The organism is Cellulomonas dongxiuzhuiae (genome assembly GCF_018623035.1).
GTDB classification, from domain to species: domain Bacteria; phylum Actinomycetota; class Actinomycetes; order Actinomycetales; family Cellulomonadaceae; genus Cellulomonas; species Cellulomonas dongxiuzhuiae.
In genome coordinates this window covers 1,693,770-1,708,679 of record NZ_CP076023.1, presented here as the reverse complement: position 1 = coordinate 1,708,679, position 14,910 = coordinate 1,693,770, and the positions used below count along the sequence as shown (strand labels likewise).

The window sequence follows — 14,910 nt, the reverse complement described above, 5'->3', positions numbered from 1 at the left end:
TCCGGTGAGCGGATAATGGACGGCCGCCCGCGAGGGCGGGGCGCCACGCACCGTGCGGGGCGCCGCGACCGGGCGTGCGACCCGGCGTCTCGGAGGGTGTGCGACCGGTGGCAGCGATCGACAGCGAGCTCGTGGGTGAGCAGCAGGTCGTCGACGGGCTGTACCGGCGCCTCGACGAGCTGCGCGCCCAGTCCCGCCGCCGTCTCGCGGCAGTGCGCCGTGCGGGACCGTCCGGCTCGCCCCAGAACCGCTCCGAGCGTGACGCGTTCGCGACGCTGTACGAGGACCGGCTGGCCCAGCTGGAGTCGGTGGAGGACCGGCTCGCGTTCGGCCGTCTCGACCTGCGCGACGGCGAGCACCGCTACATCGGTCGCATCGGCCTGACCGACGAGGAGCAGACGCCGCTGCTCACGGACTGGCGGGCCCCGGCCGCCCAGGCGTTCTACCGCGCCACCGCAGCGCACCCGGACGGCGTCGTGCGGCGTCGCCACCTCGTCACCTCGGGGCGCAAGGTCACGGGCCTCGAGGACGACGTGCTGGACCTCGAGGCGCTCGCGGAGGCAGGGGTGGACCCGGCGTCGCTGGCGGGGGCCTCGGGCGAGGGCGCGCTGCTGGCCGCGCTGGGTGCCGCCCGGACCGGCCGCATGGGCGACATCGTCGCGACGATCCAGGCCGAGCAGGACGCCGTCATCCGCTCCCCCCTGACGGGCGCCCTCGTCGTGCAGGGCGGGCCCGGCACCGGCAAGACCGCCGTGGCGCTGCACCGGGCCGCGTACCTCCTCTACGCCCACCGGCGTCTCCTGGAGCGCTCCGGCGTCCTGATGGTCGGGCCCTCGCGCACGTTCCTGCGCTACATCGACCAGGTGCTGCCCTCCCTCGGGGAGACCGGTGTGGTCACAGCGACGATCGCCGACCTCTACCCGGGCGTCGAGGCGCGCGGTACCGAGGCCGCGGAGGTGGCGCGGCTCAAGGGCAGCACGGTCATGGCGCGGGTCGTCGGGCGTGCCGTGCGGCAGCGCCAGCGCGTCCCGCAGCAGGCCACGCGCGTGCGGGTGGACGGCCGCACGGTCGTCGTGCGGCCTCAGGACGTCGCGGCGGCGATCGGGCGCGCGCGCCGCCAGAACCGGCCGCACAACCAGGCGCGCGTGACCTTCGTGCGCGACATGCTCGCGCGGCTCGCGGAGCAGTACGTGCAGCAGCTCGGCTGGGAGGTGCCGCCGGAGGACCGTGCGGAGATCGTCGAGGACCTGCGGTCGACCCGCGAGATCCGGATCGCGCTGAACCTGGCGTGGATGCCGCTGACGCCGCAGCGCCTGCTGACGGACCTGTGGACCAAGCCCTACCGTCTCGACGCCGCGGCACCGGAGCTGTCCGCGCACGAGCGCGCGCTGCTCGCGCGCCCTGCCGACGCCCCGTGGACACCGGCCGACGTGCCGCTCCTGGACGAGGCCGCCGAGCTGCTCGGGGAGGACGACCAGGCGGCCCGCGCGCAGGCGCGCGCCGACGCCGAGCGGCAGGCCGCCGACGTCGAGTACGCGCGCCAGGTGCTGCGCAGCACGGGGGCGGGCGACATGGTCTCGGCGGAGACGCTCGCCGGTCGGTTCGCGAGCTCCGGCCCGTCGCTCACGACGGCGGAGCGCGCCGCGGCGGACCGCTCGTGGACGTACGGCCACGTGGTGGTCGACGAGGCGCAGGAGCTGTCGGCGATGGCGTGGCGCGCTCTGCTGCGGCGTGTCCCGACGCGGTCCCTGACCATCGTGGGCGACGTCGCGCAGACGTCCTCGCCCGCAGGCACGCACGAGTGGGCGGCGATGCTCGACCCGCTCCTGCGCGGCACCTGGCGGCTCGCCGAGCTGACCGTGAACTACCGGACGCCCGCCGTGGTCGCCGCTGCGGCGCGCCGGGTCGCGCTCGCTGCGGGCCTGCCCGTCAGCCCGCAGACCTCGGCGCGCGACGTCCCCGACGCCCTGACCTTCGAGCACGTCACCGAGGACGCGCTCGCCACGGCCGCGGCGGCGGCTGCCGACCGCCTCGCCGCCGAGGTCGGGGACGCGGCGGGGGCGGGCCGGGTCGCGGTCGTCGCCGCCGCCGACCGTGCTTTCGCGATCCGCGCCGAGCTGGCCGCTGCCGGGCACGCCGTACCGGCCGGCGACGCGGTCGACCTGCAGGCCCCGCTCGTGGTCCTGACTCCTACCCAGGCGAAGGGGCTCGAGTTCGACGTGGTGGTGCTGATCGAGCCCGCGCAGGTGCTGGCGGCGTCCGCCGGCGACCTCTACGTCGCCATGACACGGCCGACCCACGCGCTGCACGTGGTGCACGCGCACGACCTGCCCGCCGGTTTCGACGCGCCGGCCTGACGGACCGCGGACGACGTCCCGGCCCGCAGTCATGATCGAACGTCACATCGTCACGGCAAACGTTTAGCACGGTTGACTGCGTTCGCACTCCGAACCCATGGTCCTGCCCTGCCCCGGATGTTCACCCACCGTTCACCCGGGCGCCACCGCAGCGGACCAGCAGGGGGAGCACCACGCATGGACCAGCTCGTGCTCATCGGCGCCGACCTCGCAGGCATCGGCCTGCTGACATGGACGTACTTCCGCCGCCACCGGCGGCGTGACCTCGTCGTCGCCTTCCTCGGCGTCAACGTCGGGGTGCTCGCCGTGGCCTCGACGCTGGGGTCGGCGACGATCGGCGCCGGCCTCGGCCTCGGCCTGTTCGGCGTGCTGTCGATCATCCGGCTGCGCTCGACGGAGATCGACCAGCGCGAGGTGGCCTACTACTTCGCCGCGCTCGCCCTCGGCATCCTGGGAGCGCTTCCCGGCCGCGCCCTGTGGCACTCGATCGCGTTCATGGCGCTCCTGCTGGTCGCGGTGCTCCTGGCCGACCACCCCCGCGTGATGCGGCGGCACCAGCGCCAGGAGCTCGTCCTCGACGGCGCGGTGCTCGACCGGGTCGCGCTCGTGGCACGCCTCGAGGGCATGCTGGGGGCGCGCGTGCACCACGTCGCCGTGCAGCGGATCGACCTCGTGAACGACACGACCTGGGTCGACGTCCGGTACGAGACGGTCCCGCCGGCCCGACGACGCGGGCACGCGCAGGCCCCCCGCGACGCGGCGCGCACGCCGACCGGGGCCACCTCGTGACGGCCGACGCCGACCTGCTCGAGGATCCCGTCGCACGTCTGGTGCCGGTGGGCCTCGACGAGCTCGTCGAGCGCGCGGGGCTGCTGACCCGCGTCGACCGCAAGTACCTCGTGCCCGTCGACGACGTCGGCGCACTCGTGCGGCTGCTCCCCCGCGACGCCCAGGTGCTCGAGATCGGGTCCCGGCGCCTCTTCGAGTACGAGTCGGTGTACTTCGACACCCCCGACCTGCTCGCGTACCACCTCGCCGCCCACCGGCGCCGGCGACGGTTCAAGGTGCGCACGCGCACGTACGTGGACTCGGCGCTGTGCTGGATCGAGGTCAAGACGCGCGGCGCCCGCGGGACGACCGTCAAGGACCGGGTGCCCCACCTGCTCGACGACCGCAGCAGCGTCGACCCCGCGCTGCCCTTCGTCACCGCGACGCTCGCGGCCCACGGCATCACCGGGGCCGAGTCGATGCGCTGGTCACCGACGCTCCTGACGCGGTACCGGCGCGCCACGATCCTGCTGCCGGACTCCGACAGCCGCCTCACGGTCGACGTGGACCTGCTCTGGCACGACGGACGCCGGCCGCTGCACCTGCACGGGCTCGCGGTCGTCGAGACCAAGACCGGATCGACCGCGTCGGCCGCCGACCGGCTGCTGTGGGTGCACGGTCACCGTCCGCTGCGCATCTCGAAGTACGCGACCGGCCTGGCCGCCCTGCAGCCCGAGCTCCCCGCGAACCGCTGGCACCGCACGCTGCGCCACCACCTGCTCCCGCACAGCGCGAGCGCCGTCGAGGCCTACGCGCACAGCTGACCGCACCCACCACCCGAGGAGACGACGATGTCACAACGGACCACCCGCACGCTCGCAGCGGGGGTGCTGGCCTGTGCGCTGGCCGTCCCCCTGCTCAGCCCCACGGTCGCCACCGGCGCACCGGTGCCCGCGGCGGCGGTCGTCGCCGCCACGGACGCCGGGCTGACGGGCGACGTCACCTTCTCGGTGCCGAGCAAGGCGTTCAGCGGGACGCTGCAGGTCACGCTCGGCACCTCGGTCGCGGGCGCCCAGGTCCGCTACACGACGGACGGGTCCGCCCCCACGGCGTCCTCCCCCGTCGCCTCCGGCCCGCTGAGCCTGACCCGCAGCACCGAGGTGCGCGCGCAGGCCTTCGTCGGGGGCACCGCGAGCGGTGAGCCGGGCTCCGCGCAGTACGTCGCCACGACGGTCACGACGCGCCACGACCTGCCGGTGCTCGTGCTCGACTCCTTCGGCAAGGGCGCGGTGGCGGACGACTACCATGCCTCCGCGGTCATCGAGCTGCAGCCGCAGGGCGGCTCCACGACCCTGACGGACGACCCCGCGCTCGTGACCCGTGCCGGGTACCGGCTGCGCGGCCAGTCGTCGCGCATGTTCGACAAGAAGCCCTACCGGCTCGAGCTGTGGGACAACGCGGGCGACGACAACGACCTGCCGTTCTTCGGCATGCCGGCCGAGTCGGACTGGGCGCTGCGCGGGCCGTTCGCCGACAAGTCGCTGGTGCGCGAGGCGCTCATGTACGACATCGGGCGCGAGATGGGGCTGCACACGCCGCGCTACCGCCTCGTCGAGGTGTACGTGAACGACGACGCGCAGCCCGTGGCCGCGAACGACTACCGCGGCGTCTACATGCTCGAGGAGACGATCAAGAACCAGAAGGACCGGCTCGACCTCAAGAAGCTCAAGCCCGAGGACGTCACGCCCCCGAAGGTCGAGGGCGGCTACATCATCAAGTTCGAGTGGCTCGCGTCCGAGCAGCCCCTCGTGCCGTGCGCGGGCACGTCGAGGTGCTGGGCCGACCTCGAGGTGCACGACCCCGACGACCTCGTTCCCGCACAGCTCGACTACATCTCCCGGTACGTCGGGCAGGTGAACGACGCCATCCACTCGCCGAACCGTGCCGACCCCGCCACGGGCTACCCGTCGCTCATCGACGTCGGCTCGTTCGTCGACCTCGTGATCGTCAACGAGCTCAGCCGGGACATGGACGCCTACTACCGCAGCCAGTACTTCTACAAGGACCGTGGCGGCCTGCTGACCGCCGGGCCGCTGTGGGACTTCGACCTCACGCTCGGGGTCGGCGGGTACTTCCAGAACGACCAGGTCTCCGGCTGGCAGTACCAGCAGACGCGCGACAACCCGCCGACCGACTGGTTCACCGTGCTCATGAGCGACCCGACGTTCGCCAACCGCGTCAAGGTGCGGTGGCAGGAGCTGCGCCGCGGGCCGCTGGCCGACACGGCGCTGCGCTCACGCGTGTCGACTCTCACGGCGCCGCTGGCGGGGGCCGCCGCTCGCAACTTCCAGCGCTACCCGAACCTCTCGACGCGGATGGTCGGCCCGTTCATCACGCCGACCGCCGGGACGTGGAGCGGCCAGGTGTCCTTCATGCAGGACTGGCTGCTGCGGCGGGCGGCGTGGCTCGACACGACGTCCGGCTGGGGCGGACCGACGACCCCGCTCCCCACCGCGACACCGACGGTCACGCCGACGCCCACCGCCAGCGCGACACCGACCGCCAGCGCCACACCCACCCCCTCCGCGACACCCACCGCCTCCGCGACACCCACCCCGTCCGTCACGCCGCGGCCCACGACGCAGCCCGGCCAGGCGTGCACGGCCACGTTCCGCGCCGTCTCGACGTGGCCCGGCGGGTTCCAGGGCGAGGTCACCGTCACGGCGGGCTCGGCCCCGCTCACCGGCTGGACCGTCACCCTGGGGCTCCCGGCCGGCACGAGCGTCACCCAGTCCTGGAACGCGACGCTCAGCGGCAGCGGGTCGAGCGTCACCGCCCGCAACGTGTCGTGGAACGGCGCGCTGGGCGCAGGAGCCGGGACGTCGTTCGGGTTCATCGGATCCGGCAGCGGGGGCAGCCCGACGCTGACCTGCGCCGCGGGCTGACGCCCGACCGCGCACCGGGACCGCCCGGGACCGCCGCCGCGCGGTCCCGGGCGGTCTCGTCCGTACCTCGGGACGGCTTTGGTCCACGGCACGGGACGGGAGCACCATGGGGCGTGCCCACCGCCCTGCTGCTCGAGAACCTGCACCCGCACGCCCGGACGATCCTCGAGACGGCCGGCTTCGACGTCGTGACGCGCACCGGCGCGCTCGACGAGGCCGAGCTCGTCGAGGCGCTCGCCGGGGTCCAGGTGCTGGGGATCCGGTCCAAGACCAACGTCCCGGCCGACGTCCTCGCCGCCGCGCCCGACCTCGAGGTGGTCGGTGCGTTCTGCATCGGCACCAACCAGATCGACCTGCACGCCGCCGCGAGCAGCGGGATCGCGGTGTTCAACGCGCCGTTCTCCAACACCCGCTCGGTGGTGGAGATCGCGATCGCCGACATCATCTCCCTGACCCGCCGCCTGACGGTGTTCGACAAGGAGATGCACGCCGGGGTGTGGAACAAGTCCGCGACCGGCGCGCACGAGGTCCGCGGGCGCACGCTCGGCATCATCGGCTACGGCAACATCGGCACCCAGCTGTCGGTCCTCGCCGAGAACCTCGGCATGTCGGTCGTCTTCTACGACACGTCCGAGAAGCTCGCGCTGGGCAACGCCCGGCGGATGAACACGCTGGACGAGCTCCTCGAGACCGCCGACGTCGTCACGCTCCACGTCGACGGCCGCGCGGGCAACGCCGGGATGTTCGGCGCCAAGCAGATCGCGCGCATGCGGCCCGGCTCGATCTTCCTCAACCTGTCGCGCGGGTTCGTCGTCGACTACGCCGCGCTGCGCGACGCCGTGCTCTCCGGCCACGTCGCGGGCGCCGCGGTCGACGTCTTCCCGGTCGAGCCCAAGCGCAAGGGCGACCCGTTCGAGTCCGAGCTGCGCGGGCTGCCGAACGTCATCCTCACCCCCCACACGGGCGGCTCCACGGAGGAGGCGCAGGAGGCCATCGGGCAGTTCGTCGCCCACAAGGTCCGGGACTACCTGATGACGGGGTCGACCAACCTGTCGGTCAACCTGCCGAACCTCGCGCTGGACCAGCGTCCCGACGCCCACCGCGTCGCCTACCTCCACCGCAACGTCCCCGGCGTGCTGGCGACGATCAACGCCACCCTCGCCGAGCACGGCGTCAACATCGAGGGCCAGCTGCTGGCGACGCGCGGGGAGCTCGGCTACGTCGTCACCGACGTGTCGTCCCGGGTCCCCACCGACGTCGTGGACGTCCTCGCCGGGCGCCCGGAGTCGCTGCGCCTGCGGCTCCTCGACTGACACCGCCCAGGCACGACGCGGGGCCGCGCAGCACGTGCTGCGCGGCCCCGCGTGCGTCCGGACCCGAGGGTCCGCGCCGTCAGGCCGAGCCGGACTTGCGCTGGAACCGACGCTGGGTCGGCCCCGCCGTCTCCGCACCGTGGACGGCGCCGGTGTTCCGGCCACCGTCCGCTGTCGGGTGACCCTGGGTCTTCTTGCGCTCGAGGGCGGCCCGGAACTTCTCCTTGGCCTCCTCGCTCACCGCCGAGGGCTGGGGGTCCTGCGTCATGGTCATCGTCCTCCGCTCGCCGACATGGTCGTCGGCGGTACCAGGGTGGTCGACGCGGCGCCCGGACGCCAGCCCATACGTCCCCGGCGCGTCGTGCACACGCTCAGGAGGGTCCGGCGGAACCCGTCACCCGACCGTCGGCGTCGCGCCCCTCGACGTGCTCGGCGCGCAGGCCCGAGATCGCCGTCTCGAAGTCCTCCAGGGAGTCGAACGCCTGGTAGACGCTCGCGAAGCGGAGGTAGGCGACCTCGTCGAGCTCGCGCAGCGGACCGAGGATCGCCAGACCGATCTCGTAGGCGTCGATCTCCGCCGAGCCCGCGGTCCGCAGGTTCTCCTCGACCTTCTGCGCGAGGAGCGCGAGGTCGTCCTCGCTCACGGGCCGACCCTGGCACGCCTTGCGGACGCCGTTCGCGATCTTCTCGCGGCTGAAGGGCTCGGTGGCGCCCGAGCGCTTGACCACCGACAGGCTGGCGGTCTCGATCGTGGTGAAGCGGCGGTGGCAGCTCGGGCACTGCCGCCGGCGACGGATCGAGGACCCGTCGTCCGACGTACGGGAGTCGACCACGCGGGAGTCGGGATGCCGGCAGAACGGACAGTGCACAGCGGACCTCTCGGCGGGACTCAGGTGGCGTCCGCGGCCGTGAGCCGGTGCGGACGCAGGCGACGCTAAGCCGTCGCGCCCGCCACCGCAACACGCGTCGTGCGCCCGCCACCCTCCGACCTCCACCTTCGCCCTCCGACGTCAGCCGCGGCGGTGGCGCGACGTCATCCGACCGGGACGACGATCGTCTGCCCGGCCCGGAGGCCGCCCGACGGGAGCTCGTTGAGCGCGATGAGGCGCAGGACGACGTCACGCACGTCCTGGCCCGGCGACGCGGCGTCGGCCGCGATGTCCCACAGCGTGTCACCCGGTGCGACGACGACCCGGCGCACCTCGGTCGCTGCCACGGGACCGTCGGCCTGGGCCGAGGCCGCGGCTCCCCCGACACCGGCCGCGAGGGCGATCCCGAGGCACCAGACGACGGCGCGTCCCCGGCGGGTCAAGCGCAGCGGGGCGGGCGAGGCCGCCGTGCCCGCGCGGCCGGCGGGACGGTGCGCCGCGGCGCGCGCCCCGGTTCCCGCGGCGAGCAGGGGCACAGCCCCTGCACGCGGCCGTGCGGTCCCTCGCAGTGCCGGTGCGATCGCGATCGCGCTCATGTCGGGCCCCTCTCCTCGCTCGTCCTGCGCCGCGGCCCGCCGGAGCGGCCCTCGGTGCACGCCTGCCGGCAACCGCCGGCCGAGCTCCTGTCGATCGAACGTGTGTTCGTCGAACGTACGTACGATGTCTAGCAGAGGAGACCGACATCCGTCGAGACACGCTCGAACAGATGTTTGATCCGTCCTCGTCCCACCCCTAGGGTGAGTGCTGCGACGAGTGCACCACCGACCTCTGACATCGACTCCGGCGATCGCGGCCCGCACCGGCATGACCAGGCCGGACGCGACCGCCGACGTCGAGGCCGCCGGTGCCCGTCGCGCGCGGCGCCCGCCACGGGCCTGTGCGGACCGACGGCAGGAGGCGCAGTGGACGTGCAGGACGGCGCGACGACGCAGGGCCGGGCAACGCGTGCGGCAGCAGCGGTGACCGCCCTCGAGACCGACGAGGTGCCGGCCGACGGTCTGACGACGCGCCAGCGGCTCGTCCTCGACACCGTGCGGGCCTCCGTGGAGCAGCGCGGCTACCCGCCGAGCATGCGCGAGATCGGCGACGCCGTCGGGCTCACGAGCCCGTCGAGCGTCAAGCACCAGCTGACCGCGCTCGAGCGCAAGGGGTACCTCCGCCGCGACCCGCACCGGCCCCGTGCGATCGAGGTCGTGCAGCCGGACGACGCGCGCACGGTCGGGACGTGGGCGTCCCGGACCGACGCCCCGACGCTCGACCCCGACAGCCCCGAGCGCGACAGCGCGCCCGCGCCCTCCTACGTTCCGGTCGTCGGGCGCATCGCCGCCGGCGGTCCGATCCTCGCCGAGCAGGTCGTCGAGGACGTGTTCCCCCTGCCGCGCCAGCTCGTCGGCGAGGGCGAGCTCTTCCTGCTCAAGGTGGTCGGGGACTCGATGATCGACGCCGCGATCTGCGACGGCGACTGGGTGGTCGTGCGCCGCCAGCCCGTGGCCGAGAACGGCGAGATCGTCGCCGCGATGATCGACGGCGAGGCGACGGTCAAGACGTTCAAGCTGGTCGACGGGCACCTTTGGCTGCTGCCCCACAACGCCGCGTACGCCCCGATCGACGGCGACGCGGCCACCGTGCTCGGTCGCGTCGTCAGCGTCCTGCGCAGCCTGTAGGCGCCGACGCGGTCGTGGAGGACGCCCCGGGGCAGGTGCCGGGCGACCACCCCCACGACCGCGGGCGCCGCGGGCGCGCCGCCTCGGCGCGCGCCTGCGGCGTCAGAAGCCGAAGCGCCGGGCGACCGAGCGCACCGCCTCCGCCGAGCGCCGCATGCCCAGGATCTCGTCGGAGGACATGGGCACCTCGAGGCGCTCCATCACCCCGGAGGAGCCGATGATCGACGGCACGCTCAGGCACACGTCGGACATCCCGAGGTACTCGTCGAGCAGCGACGACACGGGCAGGATCCGCCGTTCGTCCTTGAGGACCGCCTCGATGATGCGCGAGCCGGCCAGCGCGATCGCGTAGTTCGTCGCGCCCTTGCCCTCGATGATCCGGTACGCCGACTCGACGACCTCGCGCGCGATGCCGTCGCGCACCTCCCGTGTCAGCGCACCGGCGCCGTCGGCGCCTGCCCAGTCCAGGATCGGGACGGAGCCGATGGTCGCCGAGCTCCACAGCGGCAGCTCGGTGTCACCGTGCTCGCCGGCGACGTAGGCGTGCACGTTCTGCACCGCGACACCGGTGTGCCGCGCGATGAGGTAGCGCAGGCGGGACGAGTCGAGCACGGTGCCCGACCCGAACAGCTGCGAGGGCGGCAGGCCGGAGATCTTCAGCGCCGCGTACGTCACCACGTCGACGGGGTTGGTCACCATGACGTAGACCGCGTCGGGCGCGACCTCGACGATGCCCGGCAGGACCTTGCGCACGAGCGAGATGGTGGCCTCGGCCAGGTCGAGCCGCGACTGCCCCGGCTTCTGCTTGGCCCCGGCCGTGAACATCACGACGTCGCAGCCCGCCATGACGGACACGTCGTCGGACCCGACGACCTCGGCCATCGACATGAACTGGATGCCGTGCGACAGGTCCAGGACCTCTGCCTCGACCTTGGCACGGTTGACGTCGAGGAGCGCCACCGTGCGGGCGGCGCCGCGCATGAGGGCCGCGTACGCCATCGTCGACCCCACCGCGCCGGCACCGACGATGCCGAGCTTCGACGTGCGCCGCGGCACGGACGGTGGCGTGCTGAGGGCGAACTCGTCGCCCTCGATCTCCTCGACCATCGGTGGTTCCCCTCGTCACGGGCCGGATGCCGCAGGGCCGGCCCGCCCGGTGCGACGCAACCCCCGTGTGAAGGCTAGTCCGATCCGCGCAGACGGCGCAGCGCGGCGAGGACCACGTCGCGGTCGGTGGTCCGCCAGAACGGCGGCATGGACCGCTGCAGGAACTCCCCGTACCGGGCCGTGGCCAGGCGCGGGTCGAGCACGGCGACGACGCCCCGGTCCTCGCCCGTGCGCACGAGACGGCCGGCGCCCTGCGCGAGCAGCAGCGCGGCGTGCGTCGCCGCAACGGACATGAACCCGTTGCCCCCGGCGGCCGCGACGGCGTCGGAACGCGCCGAGCGCACGGGGTCGTCGGGCCGCGGGAACGGGATGCGGTCGACGATCACGAGCCGGCAGGCCGGACCGGGCACGTCGACCCCCTGCCACAGGGACAGCGTCCCGAACAGGCACGTGGGCTCGTCGGCGGCGAACCGTGCGACCAGCGTCGGCAGCTGGTCGTCGCCCTGCAGCAGCACGGGGACGTCGAGCCGCTCGCGCATCGCCTCGGCCGCGACCGTCGCCGCGCGACGCGACGTGAACAGACCGAGCGTGCGCCCTCCGGCGGCCTCGACGAGGGTCGCGATCTCGTCGAGCTGCGCGTCGGTCGCGGGTTCGCGCCCCGGGGGCGGCAGCCGGCGCGCGACGTAGCAGATGCCCTGCCGCGGGTAGTCGAACGGGCTGCCCACGTCGAGCCCGCGCCAGCGCGCCGGCTCGACGACGGCCGCCGCGGCGGGACGTGCCACGTCGGCGCCCGACGGGGTGACGCCGGACCCGTCGGGCGTCGCGAGCTCGGCCGGTCCCACGGGTGCCGCGTCGGGCCGCAGCGCGAGCCCGACCGAGCGCGCCGCGGGGTCGAACGACCCGCCCAGGGTCAACGTCGCCGACGTCAGGACCGCGGTGCGGCCGGTCAGCAGGTGCGTGCGCACGAGGCCCGCGACCGCCAGCGGGGCCGCGTGCAGCCGGGTCGTCGGGACGCCACGACGGTCCTCGCCCCGCGCACACCACAGCACCGTCGACGCGTTCTGCTCGGGGTCCGCGGCCATGCGCTCGGCGACCTCGAACAGGACGAGCATCGCCGAGGCCGCCATCTTGCGGCCTCCGTCGTCGCGCGTCCCGGCCTCGGGCTTCAGGGCGGTCAGCAGCGTGCGCGCGGCGTCGCGGACGGCCGCCACGGCCAGCTGGACGTCCGACGGCAGGCCGCGCGGGAACCGCCCCTCGGGCAGCGGCACGATGACGCTCGCGAGGTGCTGGGCGGCCGTGTCGAGGTCGGTCGTCGGGATGCCGCCGTGGCGCCGTGCCAGGCGCGCGGCCTGCTCGATCGTGGGCAGCGAGAGCTCGGCCGTCGCCTGGGCGGTCACGCGGTCCGCCAGCTCGTGGGCCTCGTCGACGATCACGACCTGGTGCTCCGGCAGCACGCCGGGCGACCCGGAGGCCGCGATCCCGAGCATCGCGTGGTTGGTGACGACGACGTCGGCCTCGCGGGCACGCGCCCGCGCGGCCTCCGGGAAGCACTCCGCGAGCATCGGGCACACACCGCCGAGGCACTCCATCGCCGTCACGGACACCTGGCGCCACGCGCGGTCGGAGACGCCGGGGACGAGGTCGTCCCGGTCACCCGTCGACGTGTCCTCGGCCCACTCGCGTGCCCGCACGACCTGCTCGCCGAGCGTCTCGCGCGCGGTGTCGCCGTCGCCGTCCTCAGCCACGGGCGGGTGCTCGGCGGCGCCCGGCCGCTCGGGGACGTCGAACAGGGTGCCCTGCTCGTCGGCCGGGTAGCCACCGGCGACCTTGTGCACGCACAGGTAGTTGTGCCAGCCCTTGAGCAGCGCGATCCGCGCCGACCGCGGGAGGCGCGAGGCGAGCGCGGTGGTCACCAGCGGCAGGTCCCGGGTCAGGACCTGACGCTGCAGCGCGAGGGTGGCGGTGGAGACGATGACGCGCTCGTCGGTCTGCACGGCGTGGCGCACCGCCGGCACGAGGTAGCCCAGCGACTTGCCCGTCCCGGTACCGGCCTGCACGAGCAGGTGCTCCCCCGTGCGCAACGCGTCGGCGACGGCCTGCGCCATCGCGTGCTGCCCGTCGCGCCGCCCACCACCGAGCTCGCCGACCGCGAGATCCAGCAGCCCGTCGACCTCGGCCGCCGCCTGCGCCGCGCGTGCACCGTCGTCGACGTCCGGGGCGGACGACGGATCTGACTCGAGCACCGCGTCAGCGTAGTCGCGCCCACCGACCGTTGACGCCGAGGCCCGGCCTGGAGCCGTCAGACCGCCACGGCCACGGCCTCGAGCTCGGCCGCGAGGCCCGCGTCGACGCGGGCCCGCAGCCGCGTACCCGTCGGCGTGTGCTCCTCGACGTCGATGTCGCCGTGCTCGTGCACCCGGCTGACGAGGTCCCCGCGCGTGTAGGGCACGACGACCTCGACCTCGACGCCGGGGCGGGGCAGCTGGTCCGCGATGAGCTCGTTGAGCTCGGCGATCCCCTCCCCCGTACGGGCCGAGACGACGATCGAGTGCACCTCGCGCGAGCGCAGGCGGGCCACGGCCTCCGGGGAGGCGAGGTCGGCCTTGTTAAGGACGATGATCTCGGGCACGTCCATCGCGCCGGGGATGTCGGCGAAGACGTGCCGCACCGCCGCGATCTGCCCCTCGGGGTCGGGGTGCGACGCGTCGACGACGTGCAGGATGAGGTCGGCCGCCGCGACCTCCTCGAGCGTCGAGCGGAACGCCTCGACGAGCTGGTGCGGCAGGTGGCGCACGAACCCCACCGTGTCGGCGAGCGTGTAGACGCGTCCGTCGGCGGCCTCGGCGCGCCGCACCGTCGGGTCCAGCGTGGCGAACAGGGCGTTCTCCACCAGCACGCCGGCGTGCGTCAGCCGGTTGAGCAGCGAGGACTTGCCCGCGTTGGTGTAGCCCGCGATGGCGACCGACGGGACCGCGTTGCGCTCGCGCGACGCGCGCTTGGTGGCGCGCGCCGGAGCCATCGCCGCGATCTCGCGGCGCAGCTTGGCCATGCGGGTGCGGATGCGTCGCCGGTCCAGCTCGATCTTCGTCTCACCGGGACCACGCGAGCCCATGCCGGCACCGGCGCCGCCGACCTGGCCACCGGCCTGCCGGCTCATCGACTCGCCCCAGCCGCGCAGACGCGGCAGCAGGTACTCGAGCTGCGCGAGCTCGACCTGCGCCTTGCCCTCCCGGGACTTGGCGTGCTGCGCGAAGATGTCGAGGATCAGGGCCGTGCGGTCGACGACCTTGACCTTGACGATGTCCTCCAGCGAGCGGCGCTGCGACGGCGCGAGCTCGCCGTCGACCACGACGGTGTCGGCACCGACGGCCGCCACCAGGGTCGCGAGCTCGGCAGCCTTGCCCGAGCCGAGGAACGTCCCGGGGTCCGGGGTCCGCCGACGCTGCAGGAGGCCGTCGAGCACCTCCGAGCCGGCGGTCTCGGCGAGGGCCGCGAGCTCCCGCAGCGAGTTCTCGGCCTCCTCGGCCGTTCCGGCCCCCCACAGGCCCACGAGGACGACCCGCTCGAGCCGCAGCTGGCGGTACTCGACCTCGGAGACGTCCTGCAGCTCGGTCGACAGACCGGCCACGCGTCGCAGCGACGTGCGCTCCTCGAGGTCCAGCTGGTCGCCGTCGAACGCCGTGTGCGACGTCCCCCCGGCCTGCACCGCGGTGCCGGCCCGGGCGAGCACACGAGCGACGACGTCGTCGGCCACCTCCTGCGCGCTGCGCACCGGCGCGTCCTGCGCCTCGTCGGTGGTGTGCTCTCGGTCGTCCACGCGGGTCCTC

At 74.1% G+C, this 14,910-nt stretch carries 12 protein-coding genes; 6 read left to right on the top strand and 6 right to left on the bottom strand.

The window, feature by feature from the left end; translation table 11 throughout:
- The first annotated feature begins 107 nt into the window (after positions 1–107).
- From KKR89_RS07670 to serA, 5 genes are all read left to right on the top strand, one after another.
- Positions 108–2,357, top strand: a complete 2,250-nt coding sequence (locus KKR89_RS07670) for a HelD family protein (protein WP_208197707.1) — start codon at positions 108–110, stop codon at positions 2,355–2,357.
- 177 nt (positions 2,358–2,534) lie between these two features.
- Positions 2,535–3,146 (top strand): DUF4956 domain-containing protein, encoded by a 612-nt coding sequence (locus KKR89_RS07665; protein WP_208197706.1) that lies wholly within the window; start codon positions 2,535–2,537, stop codon positions 3,144–3,146.
- Entirely contained in the window at positions 3,143–3,949 is an 807-nt protein-coding gene (locus tag KKR89_RS07660) for a polyphosphate polymerase domain-containing protein (protein ID WP_251141065.1), read from the top strand. The genes KKR89_RS07665 and KKR89_RS07660 overlap by 4 nt, the downstream gene beginning before the upstream one ends.
- Positions 3,950–3,976: 27 nt before the next feature.
- Positions 3,977–6,070, top strand: coding sequence for a CotH kinase family protein (locus KKR89_RS07655; RefSeq protein ID WP_208197705.1), 2,094 nt, complete (start codon positions 3,977–3,979; stop codon positions 6,068–6,070).
- Between the two features lie 113 nt (positions 6,071–6,183).
- Entirely contained in the window at positions 6,184–7,383 is a 1,200-nt protein-coding gene (gene serA / locus KKR89_RS07650; RefSeq protein ID WP_208197704.1) for a phosphoglycerate dehydrogenase, read from the top strand.
- Between the two features lie 79 nt (positions 7,384–7,462).
- Here the strand turns inward: serA and KKR89_RS07645 are convergent, their stop codons facing one another.
- The 3 genes from KKR89_RS07645 to KKR89_RS07635 all read right to left on the bottom strand — a co-directional run bounded on the left by KKR89_RS07645 (position 7,463) and on the right by KKR89_RS07635 (position 8,848).
- A complete protein-coding gene (locus KKR89_RS07645; protein WP_191784739.1) occupies positions 7,463–7,651 on the bottom strand; it encodes a DUF5302 domain-containing protein in 189 nt (62 codons plus the stop codon).
- A gap of 103 nt (positions 7,652–7,754) precedes the next feature.
- Positions 7,755–8,252, bottom strand: coding sequence for a transcriptional regulator NrdR (nrdR, locus tag KKR89_RS07640; RefSeq protein WP_208197703.1), 498 nt, complete (start codon positions 8,250–8,252; stop codon positions 7,755–7,757).
- Between the two features lie 164 nt (positions 8,253–8,416).
- A complete protein-coding gene (locus KKR89_RS07635; protein WP_214765750.1) occupies positions 8,417–8,848 on the bottom strand; it encodes a LysM peptidoglycan-binding domain-containing protein in 432 nt (143 codons plus the stop codon).
- 366 nt (positions 8,849–9,214) lie between these two features.
- Here KKR89_RS07635 and lexA point away from each other — a divergent pair, with 366 nt between their 5' ends.
- Complete coding sequence (lexA, locus tag KKR89_RS07630; RefSeq protein WP_208197701.1) at positions 9,215–9,976, top strand: transcriptional repressor LexA; 762 nt, start codon at positions 9,215–9,217, stop codon at positions 9,974–9,976.
- A gap of 102 nt (positions 9,977–10,078) precedes the next feature.
- On the opposite strand, the gene KKR89_RS07625 is transcribed toward lexA, so the two are convergent.
- The 3 genes from KKR89_RS07625 to hflX all read right to left on the bottom strand — a co-directional run bounded on the left by KKR89_RS07625 (position 10,079) and on the right by hflX (position 14,900).
- Positions 10,079–11,083 (bottom strand): L-lactate dehydrogenase, encoded by a 1,005-nt coding sequence (locus tag KKR89_RS07625; protein WP_208197700.1) that lies wholly within the window; start codon positions 11,081–11,083, stop codon positions 10,079–10,081.
- A 74-nt stretch (positions 11,084–11,157) separates the two neighbouring features.
- Positions 11,158–13,326, bottom strand: coding sequence for an ATP-dependent DNA helicase (locus tag KKR89_RS07620; protein WP_372438592.1), 2,169 nt, complete (start codon positions 13,324–13,326; stop codon positions 11,158–11,160).
- Between the two features lie 56 nt (positions 13,327–13,382).
- The gene (gene hflX / locus KKR89_RS07615) at positions 13,383–14,900 is read right to left on the bottom strand and encodes a GTPase HflX (protein ID WP_208197699.1); all 1,518 of its coding nucleotides are present in this window, start codon (positions 14,898–14,900) and stop codon (positions 13,383–13,385) included.
- Between the last annotated feature and the right edge of the window lie 10 nt (positions 14,901–14,910).